This is a genomic window from Nocardia sp. NPDC056064 (assembly GCF_042266925.1).
GTDB lineage: Bacteria > Actinomycetota > Actinomycetes > Mycobacteriales > Mycobacteriaceae > Nocardia.
In genome coordinates, this window is the sequence record NZ_JBHJWO010000001.1 from 3,757,545 (window position 1) to 3,775,304 (window position 17,760).

Genomic DNA, 17,760 nt, shown 5'->3' on the forward strand with positions numbered 1-17,760 from the left:
CGCTGAAACCGCACCTCGCACGTACCAGCGGGTGCTGTGGGATGGTTCACGTCGGTCGGCCGATCGACGTGTGGAACCAACCGAACAGCATGTTCAGCGATCCCCCGGCAACCACCGGAATCCCGCGCAACCACCCGGCCGAGCGGGGGCGATGGGGCACGACCAGCGCCGGTTCTGGATCAGACAGGGCTCAGATCATGTGCTTGTTGCCCATCCAGCGCATGATCGGCCAGCCGAGGCCGACGGGAATCCAGCAGGTGAGCACCCGGTAGAGCAGCACCGCGGGCACGGCGATCTCGGCGGGCACACCGAAGGCCGCGAGACCACCGATCAGCGCCGCCTCCACGGCACCGACACCGCCAGGCGTCGGCGCGGCCGAGGCGAGCGTGCCGCCGATCATGGTGACGATGGTGACCGCCACGAAATCGGTGCCGCCGCCGAAGGCCTCGACACTGGCCCACAGCGCCAGCGCCTGACCCAGGGTGATCGCACCGCAGCCCGCCACGATGATGGCGAACCGCTTGGGGTCCTTGGCCAGGTCACCCAGCTCGCCGAGCACCTCCATCAGCTGCGGCCGCACCGAGTGGTTCACCCAGCGGCGCAGCTTGGGCACGAACATGAACGCGCCGATCAACCCACCGACGAGCCCGCCCACCAGATACAGCACGGTCGCGTCGGGCACGATGTGGGCCAGATTGGTCGAGGTGCCCGCCACCACCGAGAAGATCACCAGCAGCACCAGATGGGTGATCACCTGCATGGACTGTTGCAGCGCGACCGCCGCGGTGGCCCGCAGCGTCGACATGCCCGCCTGCTGCAGGAACCGCACGCTCAGCGCCAGGCCGCCGACCCCGGCCGGGGTGGTGGTGGCGACGAAGGTGTTGGCCAGCTGCTCGAGGATCAGGTCGCGGGTGCGCACGAGGCCGTCGGCACACGCGCCGAGGGCCGCGGCGGCGCCCAGATAGGTCAGGCCGGAGATGACCAGGCCGAACAGCGCCCACCACCAGTTCAGCGTGCGCAGCTGACTGAAGAAGGTGGGCACCTGGCTGAAGAACGGGTAGGCCACATAGACCAGGCCGACCAGCAGCACCAGCTGGATGATCTGGTTGCGGTTGAAGCGGGTGAGCTGCTCGGACTGGATGCGGTCGTGGCCGGTCTGCGCGCGCACCTCCTCGCGCGCGGTCGCCACCACCTTGGTCCACTGCGGCACCGCCTTGCGGATGCCGGTGGGCATGGCCGACTTGGTCAGCCGCCGGGCCGCGGTGATCACCGCCGCCTCGCCGAGCACCTCGATCGCCGAGGACACCGCCTCGTGCTTGCCGAACAGCGAGGTGGTGGTGACCAGCAACTGGGCGATATCGGACTGGCGTTGCGCGTCGGAGGCGCCGTACTCGGCGAAGGCGAAGCCGCCGAAGAGGGTGTCGCCCTGGCAGACCCGCACGTAGTCGGGCGGCAGATCGCCCATGCTGATCTGGTTCTCGTGCAGGCGCAGCAGCGAACGCCACACCCCGGGCAGCACCTGGGCCGAGAGCTTGCGCAACGGTGTGCCGCGCGGGACGGTGTGCGCGAACAGCATCCAGCCACGTTCCAGCCCGGCCACCGCGACCTGGTGCGAGTCGGCCATCCCCAGCTCGCCGATGGCGATGCCGAGCAGCGCGCGGTGCTCGACGGCGCGGTGCATGGACCCGTGCAGCGGCGCGGTCTCGCTGGAGCGGAAGGTGATCCAGCGCCAGAGCTGACGGATCGCGCCGAAGCTGCGCTGGTTCTTGCCGTACATCTCGACGACGATCTCGGACTCGGGCCCGTCGACCTCGGTGGCCAGCAGCAGCGGGCCGCGCCCGGCGGGCCGGTCGACGTGGAACGAGCGCACGGTGTAACCGCGCCGCGCGAGCACCCGCACCGCCGCCTCCAGCGGCACCTCCAGCGCGGGCGTGCCGACCAGCCAGACGATCACCGCGCCGACCAGCCAGCCGACCGCGAGCCCCAGCATGGCCCGCGCGGGCACCACCGAGCTCACCACCAGGTGCATCGGCGCGAACATCAACAGCAGGAACCACATCCAGCGCCGCGGCCGCACCGGCAGCCAGGGGCTCGACACCGTGAGCATGGCCGCGAGCATGGCGATCCAGCGCGGGTCGTCGAGGAACTGCGAGAGGAAGGTGTCGAACCGGTCGGGGACGGGCAGATGCCATTTCGGGGTGGAGATGCCGGAGCCGGTGATCGACAGGGCCAGCACCGCGAGCAGTCCGGCGGCGGCGTAGCCTGCCAGCAGCTTCCACTGCCTGCGCAGCATCAGCTCGATGAGGATGGCGAACGGCAGTGCCAGGATGAGCATTCCGTAGACGAGATACACCATCGTGGCCTGGTCCGGGCTCAGGAAGTTCACGATGTTGGACACCGAGCTCTCCAGGGCCAGCCACTCCGGCCGGGTGACCAGCGAGCCCGCGATCACCACGGCGACACCGATCCCGGCCAGCACGACCCGGACGATGTCACTGGTACGCCGGATCAGCGGCTGCAGGAGACTTCCCGTCACCGGAATCTCCCGACCGTCGACTCGCATGAGCCGCACGATACACACCGACACGCCGTCGACCCGCCGTGACATCGCACGTGAGGCGGGTCACAAGCCGTCACAAAAGCGTGTCGTGGCGCGTCCTGTAGCCGAAGGCCATATCGCACAACCGGAAGGAATCATCATGCGGGTTCTACTGGCGGGCGCGACCGGCGCCATCGGCCGTCCACTGATCCGGGCGCTGACCGCGAACGGTCACTCGGTGACCGCCGTCGTGCGCTCCCCCGGCGCGCATCCGCTGGTGCGCGAGCTGGGTGCCGAGCCGGTCACCGCCGACGCGCTCGACCGCGACGGATTGCTGCGCGCGCTCGACGGCGTGCGCGCCGACGCCGTGCTGCACGAGGCCACCGCGCTGCGGAAGGTGAAGGCCACGCGCCGGATTCCGGCCGACGATCCCACCGGGCTGCTGCGCACGGTCGGCACGGCCAACCTGCTGGCCGCCGCCGAGGTGGTGGGCGCGCGCCGCTTCCTCACCCAGTCGCTGATCCTCGGCTACGGCTATCACGACCACGGCCCGCGACCGCTCACCGAGCGCGACCGGTTCGGGGTGTACGACGGCGGGGTGGCCGACGAGGTGGTGCGTGCCTGCGTCGACGGGGAACAACAGGTGTTCGAGGCGGCGGGTGTGGAGGGGATCGCGTTGCGGTACGGGCTGTTCTACGGGCCCGGCACGTTCAGCGATCTGTTCGCCGGGCTGATGCGCAAGCACGCGCCGGTCGGGCCGCGCGGGCCGGGCGGGGTGAACAGCTGGGTGCACGTCGACGACGCGGCCGCCGCCACGGTCGCCGCCCTGGAACACGGCACCGCGGGCCGCGCCTACAACATCGCCGACGACTCCCCCATCACCTGGGAGCGGTTCTTCACCGAGGTCGCCCGCGCCCACGGCACGCCCCGCCCGATCCGCCTGCCCGCCTGGGCCATCCGCCTGGCCATCCCCTACCTGGGCGCGCTCATGGTCGACACGTCGATGCGCGTCTCGAGCGAGCTGGCCCACGAGGAACTGGGCTGGCGGCCTGGGTATGCCGATATGTCAGCCGGGCTGGCCGCGAGCTGACGGAGCACAGGCCGGACGGCGGTCGGCCGGGGCGGAGGCACCGGTGCGGCGGGCGGTAGCGCGGGGTCAGGTGGGGAGAGGGGTCGTGCGGGCGTGGACGGCGGCGTGGTCGTGGGCCGGGATGACCTCGATGTCGTCGGGCAGGGCGTGCAGGCGGTGGATGGCGCGGAAGGCGGCGGTGCGGTCGGCGTCGGTGAGTTCGCCCAGCAGCGGGGCGATTTCGCGGATCAGGCGGATCTGCAAGGTGGTGAAGACCGCGTCGCCCGCCAGCAGCACGCGGGAGCCGTCGTCGACGGCGAGCAGCACACCGACGCTGCCGGGGGTGTGGCCCGCCAGGTCGACCAGGATCACCGAGCCGTCGCCGAACAGGTCGTGGCTGCGCGCGAAGGTGAGCACCGGCGGGCCGTCGAGCTCGTAGAGGTCGAAGACCCGGCCGAGCAGGGGCCCGCGGGCGACGCCGAGCGGGGCGCGCGGACCGCCCATCGCCCAGCGGTATTCGACGCCGGGCACCCGGATGGGCACCCAGCCGGGCAGCTCGTAGAGCCCGGACACGTGGTCCCAGTGCAGGTGGGTGGGGAGCACGAAATCGATGTCGACGCCGGTCAGATCGTGCTCGGCCAGTACCTCGGTGAGCCCGTGCACCGGGTGCGGCGGGGCCACCACCCGCGGCATCGGGAACGGCAGTTCGGGCAGCACCCGCTCGTGCACGCCGGTGCACAGGGCCGGGTCGACCAGGAAGGTGGCCCCCGGATGACGGATGAGGAACGCCGACATCGTCAGCGGCGTCGTGCCCAGGCTGCGCACGCCCTCGGCGACGATCGTGGTCGGCGCCGAGAGCCGCGCCTGGTTGAGCGCGGTGAGCGAGACGGTGTTGTAGGCGGGCGGCAGCGGCGCGCACTCGAGCGCCGCCAGGAACCGCGCGTCTCTCCCGCGCGGCCACAGCAGCCGCGGGACCGTACTGGTGGCACCGACACAGCAGGCGAGAAGCGTGGATAACATTCTCGTGCGGTCGGCCATAGTTGCCACCGTAGGCGATCACCCCGGGCGCGACCACCGAAGTTTCCCGGCGGAACACCCGGCGACTTTCCGGCTATCGGGCGCGCGGTGACCGATGATGGTCCGATGGCAACCCAACTCGTGCAGGTGCAGTGGAAGTCCACGCCGGAGGAGCACGACTATCCGGCCGCCGCCGACTATCTCGCGTTGCTGGCCGAGGACGCGGTGGTCGCCGCGATCGTGGCCGATCTGCGCAGCGCGCCGATGGTGGTGAAGAAGGCCAAGGACATCCTGCGCGCCTCCCAGCTCGAAGCCCTCACCCCGGACAATCCGCACGTGCGCCGGGATCTGCTCAAGGTCACCGAGGGCAAGAAGCTCTCGCCGGTGCTGCTGGTGCGCGGCGACTGCCGGGCGAACGTGCCGATGCTGATCGCCGACGGCTACCACCGGGTGTGCGCGCTGTACTGGGCCGACGAGAACATCGAGATTCCCGCTAAACTCGCCGGCATGCCGCGCTAGTCGGTACGGCCCATCAGCCGGTCGGTTTCACGACGTTCGCGTTTGGTCGGCCTGCCCGCGCCGCGATCGCGTTGCGGCAGCGTGGCGAGGACTTCCTTGGGCGGTGGCGGCGGGCTGCGGTCGATCAGGCACTGTGCCGCGACCGGCGGGCCGACCCGCTTGTGGATGATGCGCTCGACGACGACGATGCGCTCGATCCCCGCGTGCCGGATCCTGATCTCGTCACCGAGCTTGATCTGCTGCGCGGGCTTGACCGTCACACCGTTGACGCGCACATGCCCGGCCCGGCACGCTTCCGCGGCGGCCGAGCGGGTCTTGAACAAGCGCACCGCCCAGGTCCATGAATCCACACGGGCCTGGGTGGTCGAGCGTTGTTCTGCGGGGGACACCCCTTAGACGATACGGCGAGCCGTTACGACGTCGTCGGCGCTGAGGTGGGTGTAGGACACCGGGGTGCCCGACTGCACGGCGTTGAGCAGCTTGCCGTCGCCGGCGTAGATGCCGACGTGGCCGCCGCCGTTGGTGATCACGATGTCACCGGCCTGCAGGTTGTCGAAGGAGACGGGAGCGCCGACGTGCGACTGCTCGAAGCTGGTGCGCGGCAGCTCCACACCGGCCTGCCGGTAGGCCCACTGCACGAGGCCGGAGCAGTCGAAGCTCGACGGGCCAGCGGCGCCCCAGTTGTACTGGGCGCCCAGCTTGGTGCGCGCGGCGTCGAGGGCGATGTTGCCCGCGGTCTGCTGCTGCTGCTGCTGGAACGGGTTGTCGAACTCGATGCTGGGCAGCTGCGGAGCGGCCTGGCCCTGCGGCGCGACCATCGACTGCAGCTGGGTCTCCAGCTGCTGGGCCGGCTGCTCGAGCTCCGGCGGCAGATCGAAACTGCCGAGGCCGGGGATGTTGATCGTGGCGGCCTGCGAAATCGCGGGCATCGCACCGGTCGTGGCGGCCACCGCACCCATGACGAGCGCACCCTTGACGGAATTCGGCAGTCGAGAATCCCGCTGCAAGCTGTGTTTACCCACCGAGACGAGTCTCCGATCTTGCTGCTCCACCACCGGCATCGAAATCGCTGGGCGACGACGATTTTCGGCGGTGACTCAATGGCGCCGTTTCTCTGACGAAGCGACAGACTCCACTAAGTCACGAGAAGATTACGGCCTGTGATGCACACTGTCCAGCGAAGCGCGCAACTTGTTTTCCCGCACGCGCGAATGCCCAGGAAACCAGGGGCACGACCGGCGTGTCGCCGCGCGTCACGAATCGGTGTCGCCGAGCGTCGCCCCATCACGTTCGCGCAGCGCCCGCTCCAGCTGATCGATGCGGCGGCGCGCGTCGGCGAGGTCGGTCTCGAGCCTGCCCAGGGCGATCACCGCCGGGCCGATCGCGAAGGCGGCGATCATCTGCGGGTCCTCGAAGCCCTGCTCGATCATGCCGAGCACCACCTGCTTGACGGTCTCGGCCAGGTGCGCGTCCGGCGGCAGCAGCCACTCCCGCGCGACCATCTCGGCGGCGGTCGCGATCGACGGATCGGCGTCGGGCAGCGGCTCCTCGGACATCGGTCTCCGTTCCGGTCGGGCGGGTTGTCTCGGCATCGCTAGCAGTATCTAGGACACGGCCCAGAGTTACCGAGATTCCGCTGTGCCGACGCGCTACGGTTGTCCGGCATGGACCCCGTGCGCAATCCGTATGCTCCCGGCGCCGGTCAGCGTCCCCCCGAATTGGCCGGGCGCGACAAGCAACTGGCCGCCTTCGACATCGTCCTGGAACGGGTCGCGCGGGGCAGGCCCGAGCGCAGCGTGATGCTCACCGGTCTGCGTGGCGTGGGAAAGACCGTGCTGCTCAACCAGCTTCGCTCGGCGGCGGTCTCACGCGGCTGGGGCACCGGCAAGATCGAGGCCAGGCCGGATCAGGATCTGCGCAGGCCGCTGTCCTCGGCGCTGCACATGGCGGTGCGCGCGATCGCGATGTCGCACCGCAATCCCGAACAGGTCGACGACTTCCTCGGCATCCTCAAGGCCTTCGCGCTGCGCGCCACCGCCGACAAGGGCATGCGCGAACGCTGGCAGCCGGGTATCGACGTGCCCGCGGTGACCGGCCGCGCCGATTCCGGTGACATCGAGATCGACCTGATCGAGCTGTTCAAGGAGGCCGCCGCGCTGGCCGCGGCGATCGGGGTGGGCATCGGCATCTTCATCGACGAGATGCAGGATCTCGGCCCGGCCGACGTGTCGGCCATCTGCGGCGCCTGCCACGAGCTGAGCCAGGACGGTGCGCCGCTGATCGTGGTCGGTGCCGGCCTGCCGCATCTGCCCGCGGTGCTCTCGGCGTCCAAGAGCTACTCCGAGCGGCTGTTCAGTTATCACCGCATCGACCGGCTCGACCGCGAGTCCGCCGACCTCGCGCTGATCGCGCCCGCCGAGCGCGAGGAGGTGAAGTACACCGAGGGCGCCCTGGATTCGCTCTACCAGCGCGCCGACGGCTACCCCTATTTCGTGCAGGCCTACGGCAAGGCCGCCTGGGATCAGGCCCCCGAATCACCCATCACCGCCGAGGACGTGGCGGTGGCCTCCCCCGCGGCCGAGGAGGAACTGGCCGTGGGCTTCTTCGGTTCGCGCTACGAGCGCGCCACCCCGGCCGAGCGCGAGTACATGCGCGCGATGGCCGACCTGTCCGGTGACGACGGCCCGGTCGCCACGTCGGCGGTGGCCGCCGAACTCGGCCGCAAGCCCGCCTCGGTCTCCCCCGCCCGCGACGGCCTGATCAAGAAGGGCCTGATCTACTCCGCCGAACGCGGCACGATCGGCTTCACCGTCCCGCACTTCGGCCGCTATCTGCGGAGCGTATGACTGTCTTCCGTTCTCTAGTGGAAATCGCAGAATCACGCAGACAACCCTGCGAACAGGGTCTGACAGCAGAATCTGAAACTTTCTAGGCAATGTCCTAGAAGGGCGTAGATTTCCCTGCATAACGGTGGAGGGGCGCCCGGGATCGGTTGCGCATCGGCTGGATAACGCGAGGGTTGACCGGCTAACGCGATGGAAATCCAGTCCGAAAATCCCAGCAGGTACACACCGTGACGGTGCGTCCCGCCGGACCGGAGGAGGCCGCCATGTCCAAGACCTTCGCTACCGCAGACCTCGACGGCCGCCGCGCGACAGTGGTCGCCGACGACGGCGTCCCGATCGCGGTCCGGGCCTTCGGTGCCGAGGACGCGCCACTCACCGTGGTCTTCGTCCACGGCCACTGCCTGCACACCGAATCCTGGAAGATCCTGCGCGAACAACTGCTGCGGCACTGGGACACCGACACCAGGATGGTGTTCTACGACCACCGCGGCCACGGCGAATCCGGGCACGCCCACCACGCCACCTACACCATCGACCAGCTCGCCACCGACCTCGACGCGGTGCTGCGCGCGGTGGCCCCGGCCGGGCCGGTGGTGCTGGTCGGCCACTCGATGGGCGCGATGGTGCTGCTGGCCTACGCGCGGCTGTTCCCCGCCGCGATCGGCGCGCGGGTGGCCGGGATCGCGCTGATCGCCGGTGCCGCGGGCGGCATCAGCGAGGTGGGCCTGGGCAGGCTGCTCAACCGGCACGCGGTGGTCTCCCTGCAGCACGCGGTGGTACGTGCTCCGCGGGTGATGCAGGCTTCGAAGCGTTTGTCGCGCTGGATCTTCGGACCGTTGCTCCGCGAAGCGGGCGCGGGCACCCGGCGGGTGAACCCGCGCGTCGCCTCGATCGCCACGGCGGTGCTCGGGGAGACCTCACTGCTCACCGTGGCCGCCTTCCTGACCTCGCTGCTCGACTTCGACGAGGCCCGCACCCTGGCCCACCTGGGCGACCTGCCCGCCCTGGTGCTGGCCGGATCGGCCGACCTCATGGTGCCGTTCACCCACTCGGTGGTGCTGGCCTCACAGCTGGCAGGCGCGGAGCTGGTGCGGATCGAGGGAGCCGGGCACAGCGTGATCCTGGAGTGCGCCGAGGAGGTTGCCCACTCGATTGCCGCGCTGGTCGAGCGGGCGGGTTCGGGGCTGCGCGAACGGTACGCCGTGGCGGGCTGAACACCCGGAGTTACCGGATGGCAACCGCGGAATCCGGGGTAACCCCGGGCGTGATCCGAAAAGTTCGGTTACTGTGGTGGAGATCACGTTGTGTGGTGAGTCACACGACTCGGTGCAGTGCGGCCCGGGATTTCACGGGCATGCCTGGTGATCGGACGAGTCGGCGTGCCCGCCATATACACAGGAGGTAACGATGACACGCAGCGATATCGCGGAACTGCGCTACGCGGTCGGTCAGCTCCGGCAATCGATCGGCGCACTGCGCTCCAACTACGGCGACGCGGCCACCGTGCGCCGGCTGGAGAACGACCTCGAGCGGCTCGTCATCGATGCCGAGGAGTTCGAGCAGGCACCACCGCCGGAACTGGCCGTCCCCCGCCGCTCCGAGCCGATCTACGTCCCGGACAGCAAGTCCGACGAGGCGGCCTGGATGGGTGCACAGGACGAGGGCCTCGGCTTCCACTCCCGGCCCAGAACCAAGTAAGCAGACCTGTTTCACCAGCACAGCGGCCCTGAACCCAGGGCCGCTGTGTTCATTGGCGGCTGGCGCCGCGGGTTCTCGGCCTGTTCCCTTGATCTTCCCTCCCGCCGGGTACTCCTTCGCACCCTCTGGTCAGTCCAGATCAAGGCGGCCGAGAACCGACCATCCGTAGCGCAGACGCCGATCAGGCCCGGTGGCGGCCGAAACGGCGCGAGGCCGACCCGTGGAATCGCGCACCGCGCGGGGTCTCGGCGGGGGCGTCCACCTCGGCCGATTCGAACAGCGCGGCGATGCCGTGGTCGTGACCGAGGGCGATGGCCTCGAGGGCGTAGCGGCCGCCGGTGCGGCTCAGTTCGTGCAGCATCGTGGTCATGATCCGCAGGCCGGTGGCCCCGACCGGGTGCCCGAGGGCCAGGTCGGAGCCGTTCACATTGAGGCGGTCGAGCGGGTCGAGGTCCCAGGCGGCGGCCAGGGCGAGCACCTCCACCGCGTATCCCTCGTTGATCTCGAGCAGGTCCACCTCGTGGATCGAGTGACCGGTGCGGCCGAGCAGTTTGGCCACCGCGGGCGCCGCGCCGAGCGCGGGTCCGTCGCTGTCGCAGCCCGCTGCGGCCCAGCCGGCCAGGAAGGCCATCGGGGTCAGGCCCAGTTCGGCGAGCCGGTCCTCGGCCACCACCAGGCAGGCCGACGCGCCGAGCCGGTGCGCGCTCATATTGCCGACGGTCACCACACCCTCACGCAGCAGCGGCGCCAGCCCGGCCAGGGTGTGGGTGGACAGGTCGTCGCGCACACCCTCGTCCCGGCTGATCCGGTGCTCACCGAACCCGGCCACCCCCACCGGCACCACCTCGGCGCCGAAGGAGCCCTGCCGCCAGGCCCGCGCCGCCTTGCGATGACTGGCGACGGCGAATTCGTCGGCGGCCTGCCGGTCGATGCCGTAGTAGCGGGCCAGGTCCTCGGCGTTGCGCAGGCCGTCGGCGCCGCCGGGTGGGCCGGTCGGCGCGGCGGTGCACTCCACCCCGCCCGCGACCACCACGTCGGCGGCGCCGGTCTGCACCATCATCGCGGCGGTGATCACCGCCTGCAGGCCGCTGGCGCCGTGGCGGTCGGTGAGGAAGCCGGGCACCGAATGCGGTAGTCCGGCGCCGCGCGCGGCCAGCGCGCCGATCGCGGGTACCCGCGCCAGGCCACCGTCGACACAGGCCATGGCGACGTCTTCGATGCGGAGCGGGTCGATGCCCGAGCGCTCGATCACGGCCGACAGGACCGTGGTCGCCAGCCACTCGGCGGGCATTCCCGACAGCGCGCCACCCGCCACCCCACTGGGTGTCCGCACGGGTGCCACGATCGCGGCTCTTCTCATGCGCACAGGGCACCACAGCTTTGTTGCACCGGGATGACACACAGTCGCAGGGGTTACGTTGTGACAGAGATCACCGGCATTCCTCTCGAGCGGATGGGTGAGACCCGGCTCGAGCGGCGCGAACACAGGCGTATGGTGCTCCACATCACAATCCGCCGCGGTGGGGCATGATTCGACCGCCGCACACCGAGATCAGCGAGGCATCCATCGTGAGTGCCGCACCGGATACCACCCGCACCACGGGAACGGGTGTGTTCAGCAGGACCAGAGCCCGCATCTCCGCGCGCACGCTGCGCACCGACCGCTGGTGGTTGCCGCCGCTGCTCACCGCGCTCGGTCTCGGCGCGTTCATCGGTTACGCGACGATCAGATCGTTTGTGCGCACGGCCTACTGGGTGCCGCAGTACCACTACCTCACGCCGTTCTACTCCCCCTGCCTGAGCGATTCGTGCGTGCCCGGCTCGAGCCATTTCGGCACCCCGTTCCCCGAACTGCCGATGTGGATTCCGCTCGGTTTCGTGGTGCTGCCGTTCCTGCTCGGTTTCCGGCTCACCTGCTACTACTACCGCAAGGCCTACTACCGCTCGGTGTGGTTCTCCCCGCCCGCCTGCGCGGTCGCCGAACCGCACGCGCGCTACACCGGCGAGACCCGGTTGCCGCTGATCATCCAGAACTCGCACCGCTACTTCTTCTATGTGGCCGTGCTGGTGTCGCTGGTGAACAGCTACGACGCGCTCACCGCCTTCCACGGCGCGAGCGGCGGATTCGGCTTCGGCCTCGGCAATCTGGTGCTGCTGGGCAATGTGATCCTGCTGTGGGCCTACACGCTGTCGTGTCATTCGTGCAGGCACATCGCGGGCGGACGGCTCAAGCACTTCTCCGCGCATCCGGTGCGGTACTGGTTCTGGACGCAGATCTCCAAGCTCAACACCCGCCACATGGCCCTGGCCTGGACCACGCTGGGCACGCTGGTGCTCACCGACTTCTACGTGATGCTCGTGGCCAGCCAAACCATCTCCGACCTGCGGTTCGTCGACTGACCCGCGCCCGAATCGAGGAGCTTCACCGATGTCAGAAGTGGAACGGCACGACTACGACGTCGTGGTGATCGGCGCGGGCGGCGCGGGCCTGCGCGCGGTGATCGAGGCACGCGAACAAGGACTTTCGGTCGCGGTGGTGTGCAAGTCGTTGTTCGGCAAGGCACACACGGTGATGGCCGAGGGCGGCTGCGCGGCCTCGATGGGCAATGCCAACGACAAGGACAGCTGGCAGACCCATTTCAAGGACACCATGCGCGGCGGCAAGTTCCTCAACAACTGGCGCATGGCCGAACTGCACGCGCAGGAGGCGCCCGCGCGGGTGTGGGAGCTGGAAACCTATGGCGCGCTGTTCGATCGGACCCCCGACGGGCGGATCAGCCAGCGCAACTTCGGCGGGCACACCTATCCGCGCCTGGCCCACGTGGGTGACCGGACCGGCCTGGAACTCATCCGCACCATGCAGCAGAAGATCGTCTCGCTCCAGCAGGAGGACTACGCCGACACCGGCGACTACGAGGCCAGGATCAAGGTCTTCGCCGAATGCACCGTCACCGAACTGCTCACCGACAACGGCAAGATCGCCGGCGCCTTCGGCTACTGGCGTGAGTCGGGCGGCTTCGTGCTGTTCGAGGCACCGGCGATCGTGCTGGCCACCGGCGGAATCGGCAAGTCCTACAAGGTGACCTCGAACTCCTGGGAGTACACCGGCGACGGCCACGCGCTGGCCCTGCGCGCGGGCGCGACCCTGATCAATATGGAGTTCCTGCAGTTCCATCCCACCGGCATGGTATGGCCGCCGAGTGTGAAGGGCATCCTGGTCACCGAGGGCGTGCGTGGTGACGGCGGGGTACTGAAGAACTCCGAGGGCAAGCGGTTCATGTTCGACTACATCCCGCCGGTGTTCAAGGGCCAGTACGCCGAGACCGAGGCCGAGGCCGATCAGTGGTTGCGCGACAACGACTCCGCGCGCCGCACCCCCGACCTGCTCCCCCGTGACGAGGTCGCCCGCGCCATCAACGAGGAGGTCAAGGCCGGTCGCGGCACCGAGCACGGCGGTGTCTACCTCGACATCGCCTCACGCATGCCCGCCGACGAGATCGTGCGCAGGCTCCCGTCCATGCACCACCAGTTCAAGGAACTGGCCGATGTGGACATCACCGCCGAGCCCATGGAAGTGGGCCCGACCTGCCACTACGTGATGGGCGGTATCGAGGTCGACCCCGATACCGGCGCCGCGCTCACCCCCGGCCTGTTCGCCGCGGGCGAGTGTTCCGGCGGCATGCACGGCTCCAACCGGCTCGGCGGCAATTCGCTGTCGGACCTGCTGGTCTTCGGCCGCCGCGCCGGACTGGGCGCCGCCGCCTACGTCCAGCGCCTCACCACCCGCCCCGCCCCCGCCGAGGCCGACATCACCGCCGCCGCGACCGCCGCGCTGGTGCCCTTCGACCCGCCCACGACCGGCGCGGGCGTGAACCCCTACACCCTGCACGCCGAGCTCCAGCACACGATGAACGATCTGGTCGGCATCATCCGCAAGGAACACGAGGTGCGCACGGCCATCGAGACCCTGGCCGAGCTGCGCGCCCGGTACGCGAACGTCACCGTCGAGGGCGGGCGCGCGTTCAATCCCGGCTGGCATCTGGCGCTGGATCTGGCGAACATGCTGCTGGTCAGCGAGTGTGTCGCGGAGGCCGCGCTGCGCCGCACCGAGAGCCGCGGCGGGCACACCCGCGACGACCATCCCGGCATGAACCCCGACTGGCGCAACACGCTGCTGGTCTGCGCGGTGGACCCGGCGACGGCCGACGAACCGGTGCCGCTGGTGAGCGTCACCTCCGCCGCGCAGACACCCATGCGCGAGGACCTGTTCGCCCTGTTCGAATTCAGCGAGCTCGAGAAGTACTACACCCAGCAGGAATTGGCCGTCCATCCGGCGGCCGAGGGAAAGGCGTGACGATGGGGTACGACGCCCGGTTCCGGGTCTGGCGCGGCGACATCGACGGCGGCGGCCTGCACGACTTCACCGTGCTGGTCAACGAGGGCGAGGTGGTGCTCGACATCATCCACCGCCTGCAGGCCACCCAGGCCCCCGATCTGGCGGTGCGCTGGAATTGCAAAGCGGGCAAATGTGGTTCGTGCTCGGCGGAGGTGAACGGGCGGCCGCGTTTGCTGTGCATGACGCGGATGTCGACCTTCACCCCCGAGGAGGTCATCACCGTCACCCCGATGCGCACCTTCCCGATCATCAAGGATCTGGTCACCGACGTCTCGTTCAACTACGAGAAGGCCAGGGAGATACCGTCTTTCACGCCACCGAAGGATCTCGCGCCCGGCGACTACCGGATGCGGCAGGTGGATGTGGAACGCTCCCAGGAGTTCCGCAAGTGCATCGAGTGTTTCCTGTGCCAGAACACCTGTCACGTGGTGCGCGACCACGACGAGAACAAGCAGGGCTTCGCGGGCCCGCGGTATCTGATGCGGATCACCGAACTCGAGATGCATCCGCTCGATGTCGCCGACCGGCGCGAATTGGCCCAGGACGACGCGGGTCTTGGCTACTGCAATATCACCAAATGCTGCACCGAGGTGTGCCCGGAACACATCAAGATCACCGACAACGCGCTGATCCCGTTGAAGGAACGCGTCGCCGATCGGAAATACGATCCGATCGTCTGGCTCGGTAACAAACTGTTCAGACGGTAAGTCAGCAGACACCGCGGGGTTCGCCGAGCAACGAACCCCGCGGCGACGTCTGCCTACAAGACAGCGACAGTCCCCACAGCGACTGATCCGACCAGTAATCCGATGAACAGCGCCGAGAGCAACGAGGCGGTGAGTACGTAGATTCCCATCGCGGACACTGCGAAAAGCAGCAGCACGATCAGGCGTTCCACGCCGTCCTCCGGCGCCAGCCTCCGGTACCGGGGTGGCATTTTCTTCAACCCTCGGTCCATGATGGAGGACTACCCGCCGGACAGTGATCCAAACGTGATCAAGGGCGATCGAATTCGCCGTCTTGCACGCCCGCCGTGAACGCCGACCATTCGCTCGGGGTGAAAATCAGCACCGGACCCTCGGGATTCTTGCCGTCCCGCAGGGCCACGTAGCCATCGGCCAGCATCGCCACCTCGACGCTGCTGCCCTCCCCGGCGGTGCCCGAGCGCAGCCAGGTGGCGCCGGAGGTGTCGACGGCGCGCTTGGTGTTCATCGGGCGAACGCGCCTGCGTCGATACCGCGGGTGAACGCGTCCCAGCTCGCACCGTCGAAGACCAGCGCCGGACCGGCCGGATTCTTGCTGTCGCGCACCCCGACGTGACCGCCGTAGAGGAAAGCGACTTCGACGCAGTCCTTGCCCGCACCGCTGCGCGTGCTCTTGAACCAGTGTGCGCCGACGAGATCGAAACTCATGCCACATACTCCTTCGCGACCTGCCGCAGCAGGTGTCTACTCGGTTGAATATCCAGCCCATGACGCTGGAGGCACTCGTGAGCCCGGTCGTACCTTCTGACATCCGTGCGTCGTTCCAGGTAGAGATCGCCGGTGAAGCCTTCGGCGTACACCACCGGTGGTTCGACCGGTTGCCCCTTGCTGTCGGTGCCGAACTCGAGAACCGTGAAAGGTCCGGTGGAGACTCCGAGTGGTACACCGGCGGCAAACGGCAGGATACGCAGCGTCACATTGCCTCGGGTACTCGTGTCGGCAAGGTGGCGCAACTGCGCAGCCATCACCTTTGCATCACCGACGATGCGATGCAATACCGATTCGTGCAAAACCACGTCGATGTCGGCCGGAGAATGCTTACGGGTGATCAGCGCCTGCCGTTGCAGCCGCAAGGCGACTCTTCGGTCCAGCTCGTCGACCGAATCCTGGGGATAGCCCAGCTGATTCAGCGCGCGGGCGTAGTCGGCGGTCTGCAACAGGCCGGGCACCAGCTCCGACTGATAGGCGCGCAACCGGTGCGCCGAGGCCTCCAATCCCACATAGATGTCGAAGTTTTCGGGAATGAGATCGCCGTAGGCGTGCCACCAGCTCTTGACCGCCGCCTGCTGGGCCAGCCCGGTGAGCCCCTCGGCGAGATCGTCGGGGATGCCGTAGATCCGGCACAGTTCGCCGATGTCGATGGTCCGGATCCGGTCGGCCTGGCCCTTTTCCAGCCGTTGCAGCGTGCTGGCGCCCCACTCCATCAGCTTGGCCGCCTCGGCGATCGTCAGACCCGCCTGCGTGCGCCAATCCCGCAGGTAGCGGCCGAGTTGTCGACGTGGCAGGGTCGAGGAGACGCCCGCCGACGGCGCAGATGTTCCGGTCGAGGTATTCGATGCCACAGCCCCACTCCTCCTGTGTTCGCAATCCGCCACAGCCCACAGCCCCGGTGTGACGGCGGAATTCGTCCACTATGGGGAATCCTGCACTCCCCCTTGGATCTTGTGCTGGGAATTCGCGCGAATTATCTCGATCGGCGTGTACTCGTAGGTAGCCGGGTGGTTGCGTGCTGTGCTGGGGTCATGCAATTGAGCGAAGTGAACCGACATATCGCCGCTGCACTGCTGGGTTGCGACGAGGACCCGGGTCCGATGGACTCCGAACGCGCCCATGCCGCAATGCAATTGCACATCGACTGCTTCGTCGACGAGTGCCGGGTGCGCAGGCGGGCGCGCAACACCCTGGTCGAGTCGGGGCGGTGCGTGCTCGACGAGCGCGCGATCCGCTAGTGGTGGCGGTGGTCGGTGATCGCCGTGCGCGGCCCGAACTTCGGCTTGTGGGCCTGGCCGCTCAGCGCGAGCAGGCGCACCGCGCGGTAGCGGTGCGGACGTAGCGGCTCCAGATACTCGACCATCTCCGCGTCGTCGATCGGGCGGCCCAGCAGGCTCCAGCCGACCACCGCGGCGAGGTGGTAGTCACCGATCGAGAGCGCGTCGGCGTCACCGAAGACGCGCTGGGCGGTCTCGGCAACCGTCCAGACACCGATGCCGGGCAGGCTGCGCAACCGGCGCGCCGCCTCGGCAGGCGGTAGCTGTGCCGTGCGCTCGATCGAGTCGGCGACCCGGGCCGCGCGCACGATGGTCTGCGCGCGCTGCGGGCCCACATTGGCGCGATGGAACTTCCACGACGGGACGCGCTGCCAGGTGTGCGCGTCGGGCGCGACCATCAGCCCGGCGGGCGCGGGCCCCGGCGCGCGGGTGCCGAACTCGCGCACCAGCGCGCGCCAGGACGCGAACGAGGACTTGGTGTGCACCTTCTGCTCGAGGATGGCAGGCACCAGCGATTCGAAGACCAGCCCGGTGCGCAGCATGCGCAGGCCCGGCACCACGCGATGGGCTTCGACCAGCTTGGGGTGCTCGGGGGCGAAGTCGGTGAGGTCTTCCTCGAGGCAGAGCATGTGCTCGAGCCGGTCCAGGAATTCCGCGGCGCCGGGACCCCAGGCGGTGGCGTGCGCGCCGTCGCGGCCGTCCTGGCGCAGGCGGTAGGTGACCACGCCGCTCGGCAGGCGCGAGCCGTGCCAGTGCGCGCCGTCGGCGTCGATGTGGTGGCACGGGTCGCCGCCGCCGCGCCGCAGCGGGGTGATGGTGAGGCCCACATCGAAAGGCCGGCTCGACCGGACGGTCCTGGACAGCGCGGCCGTCACCGGGCCGGGGTCGAGGGTCTGATCACGCACGTGACCATTGTGCGCGTCC

At 69.0% G+C, this 17,760-nt stretch carries 19 protein-coding genes; 9 read left to right on the forward strand and 10 right to left on the reverse strand.

Annotated features, from left to right (window positions below; genetic code table 11):
- Window positions 1–190: 190 nt before the first annotated feature.
- Window positions 191–2,563 (reverse strand): YbhN family protein, encoded by a 2,373-nt coding sequence (locus ACFC06_RS17385; RefSeq protein ID WP_375931814.1) that lies wholly within the window; start codon window positions 2,561–2,563, stop codon window positions 191–193.
- A gap of 136 nt (window positions 2,564–2,699) precedes the next feature.
- Here ACFC06_RS17385 and ACFC06_RS17390 point away from each other — a divergent pair, with 136 nt between their 5' ends.
- The gene (locus ACFC06_RS17390) at window positions 2,700–3,629 is read left to right on the forward strand and encodes an NAD-dependent epimerase/dehydratase family protein (RefSeq protein WP_375931817.1); all 930 of its coding nucleotides are present in this window, start codon (window positions 2,700–2,702) and stop codon (window positions 3,627–3,629) included.
- Window positions 3,630–3,695: 66 nt separating this feature from the next.
- On the opposite strand, the gene ACFC06_RS17395 is transcribed toward ACFC06_RS17390, so the two are convergent.
- Window positions 3,696–4,628, reverse strand: a complete 933-nt coding sequence (locus ACFC06_RS17395) for an MBL fold metallo-hydrolase (protein ID WP_375931820.1) — start codon at window positions 4,626–4,628, stop codon at window positions 3,696–3,698.
- 123 nt (window positions 4,629–4,751) lie between these two features.
- Between ACFC06_RS17395 and ACFC06_RS17400 the strand changes: the two genes are divergently transcribed.
- Entirely contained in the window at window positions 4,752–5,144 is a 393-nt protein-coding gene (locus ACFC06_RS17400; protein WP_375931823.1) for a hypothetical protein, read from the forward strand.
- Here ACFC06_RS17400 and ACFC06_RS17405 read toward each other — a convergent pair.
- The 3 genes from ACFC06_RS17405 to ACFC06_RS17415 all read right to left on the reverse strand — a co-directional run bounded on the left by ACFC06_RS17405 (window position 5,141) and on the right by ACFC06_RS17415 (window position 6,700).
- Window positions 5,141–5,533: an RNA-binding S4 domain-containing protein gene (locus tag ACFC06_RS17405; protein ID WP_375931826.1), complete on the reverse strand. Its 393-nt coding sequence runs from the start codon at window positions 5,531–5,533 to the stop codon at window positions 5,141–5,143. The two genes, ACFC06_RS17400 and ACFC06_RS17405, sit on opposite strands and share 4 nt — an antisense overlap.
- Before the next feature lie 3 nt (window positions 5,534–5,536).
- The gene (locus ACFC06_RS17410) at window positions 5,537–6,103 is read right to left on the reverse strand and encodes a C40 family peptidase (RefSeq protein WP_375935570.1); all 567 of its coding nucleotides are present in this window, start codon (window positions 6,101–6,103) and stop codon (window positions 5,537–5,539) included.
- 294 nt (window positions 6,104–6,397) lie between these two features.
- Window positions 6,398–6,700 (reverse strand): hypothetical protein, encoded by a 303-nt coding sequence (locus tag ACFC06_RS17415; protein WP_375931829.1) that lies wholly within the window; start codon window positions 6,698–6,700, stop codon window positions 6,398–6,400.
- Between the two features lie 108 nt (window positions 6,701–6,808).
- Between ACFC06_RS17415 and ACFC06_RS17420 the strand changes: the two genes are divergently transcribed.
- The 3 genes from ACFC06_RS17420 (at window position 6,809) to ACFC06_RS17430 (ending at window position 9,688) form a co-directional block, all read left to right on the forward strand.
- Entirely contained in the window at window positions 6,809–7,990 is a 1,182-nt protein-coding gene (locus ACFC06_RS17420; RefSeq protein ID WP_375931831.1) for an AAA family ATPase, read from the forward strand.
- Between the two features lie 263 nt (window positions 7,991–8,253).
- Window positions 8,254–9,204: an alpha/beta fold hydrolase gene (locus ACFC06_RS17425; protein ID WP_375935573.1), complete on the forward strand. Its 951-nt coding sequence runs from the start codon at window positions 8,254–8,256 to the stop codon at window positions 9,202–9,204.
- 193 nt (window positions 9,205–9,397) lie between these two features.
- Window positions 9,398–9,688, forward strand: a complete 291-nt coding sequence (locus tag ACFC06_RS17430; RefSeq protein ID WP_071930967.1) for a hypothetical protein — start codon at window positions 9,398–9,400, stop codon at window positions 9,686–9,688.
- Window positions 9,689–9,869: 181 nt separating this feature from the next.
- Here ACFC06_RS17430 and ACFC06_RS17435 read toward each other — a convergent pair whose 3' ends face one another.
- Window positions 9,870–11,048, reverse strand: coding sequence for an acetyl-CoA acetyltransferase (locus ACFC06_RS17435; protein WP_375931836.1), 1,179 nt, complete (start codon window positions 11,046–11,048; stop codon window positions 9,870–9,872).
- Between the two features lie 167 nt (window positions 11,049–11,215).
- Here ACFC06_RS17435 and ACFC06_RS17440 point away from each other — a divergent pair, with 167 nt between their 5' ends.
- The 3 genes from ACFC06_RS17440 to ACFC06_RS17450 are packed head-to-tail and all read left to right on the forward strand — an operon-like array spanning window position 11,216 to window position 14,791.
- Window positions 11,216–12,088, forward strand: a complete 873-nt coding sequence (locus ACFC06_RS17440) for a hypothetical protein (RefSeq protein WP_375931839.1) — start codon at window positions 11,216–11,218, stop codon at window positions 12,086–12,088.
- Between the two features lie 28 nt (window positions 12,089–12,116).
- Complete coding sequence (locus ACFC06_RS17445; protein WP_375931842.1) at window positions 12,117–14,042, forward strand: fumarate reductase/succinate dehydrogenase flavoprotein subunit; 1,926 nt, start codon at window positions 12,117–12,119, stop codon at window positions 14,040–14,042.
- Window positions 14,043–14,044: 2 nt separating this feature from the next.
- Window positions 14,045–14,791 (forward strand): succinate dehydrogenase/fumarate reductase iron-sulfur subunit, encoded by a 747-nt coding sequence (locus tag ACFC06_RS17450; protein WP_375931844.1) that lies wholly within the window; start codon window positions 14,045–14,047, stop codon window positions 14,789–14,791.
- Window positions 14,792–15,080: 289 nt separating this feature from the next.
- Here the strand turns inward: ACFC06_RS17450 and ACFC06_RS17455 are convergent, their stop codons facing one another.
- Genes ACFC06_RS17455 through ACFC06_RS17465 form a run of 3 tightly spaced genes read right to left on the reverse strand, consistent with a single transcriptional unit; the run spans window position 15,081 to window position 16,410 of the window.
- Complete coding sequence (locus ACFC06_RS17455) at window positions 15,081–15,296, reverse strand: DUF397 domain-containing protein (protein ID WP_375931847.1); 216 nt, start codon at window positions 15,294–15,296, stop codon at window positions 15,081–15,083.
- Entirely contained in the window at window positions 15,293–15,496 is a 204-nt protein-coding gene (locus tag ACFC06_RS17460) for a DUF397 domain-containing protein (protein WP_375931850.1), read from the reverse strand. Before ACFC06_RS17460 ends, ACFC06_RS17455 begins: the two co-directional genes overlap by 4 nt.
- Complete coding sequence (locus ACFC06_RS17465) at window positions 15,493–16,410, reverse strand: helix-turn-helix domain-containing protein (protein WP_375931853.1); 918 nt, start codon at window positions 16,408–16,410, stop codon at window positions 15,493–15,495. The genes ACFC06_RS17460 and ACFC06_RS17465 overlap by 4 nt, the downstream gene beginning before the upstream one ends.
- 195 nt (window positions 16,411–16,605) lie before the next feature.
- Between ACFC06_RS17465 and ACFC06_RS17470 the strand changes: the two genes are divergently transcribed.
- Window positions 16,606–16,797 carry a hypothetical protein gene (locus tag ACFC06_RS17470; protein WP_375931856.1) on the forward strand — a complete coding sequence of 64 codons (192 nt, stop codon included), beginning with the start codon at window positions 16,606–16,608 and terminating at the stop codon, window positions 16,795–16,797.
- On the opposite strand, the gene ACFC06_RS17475 is transcribed toward ACFC06_RS17470, so the two are convergent.
- Window positions 16,794–17,741: a DNA-3-methyladenine glycosylase family protein gene (locus tag ACFC06_RS17475; protein WP_375931859.1), complete on the reverse strand. Its 948-nt coding sequence runs from the start codon at window positions 17,739–17,741 to the stop codon at window positions 16,794–16,796. The genes ACFC06_RS17470 and ACFC06_RS17475 overlap by 4 nt on opposite strands.
- Window positions 17,742–17,760: the final 19 nt, after the last annotated feature.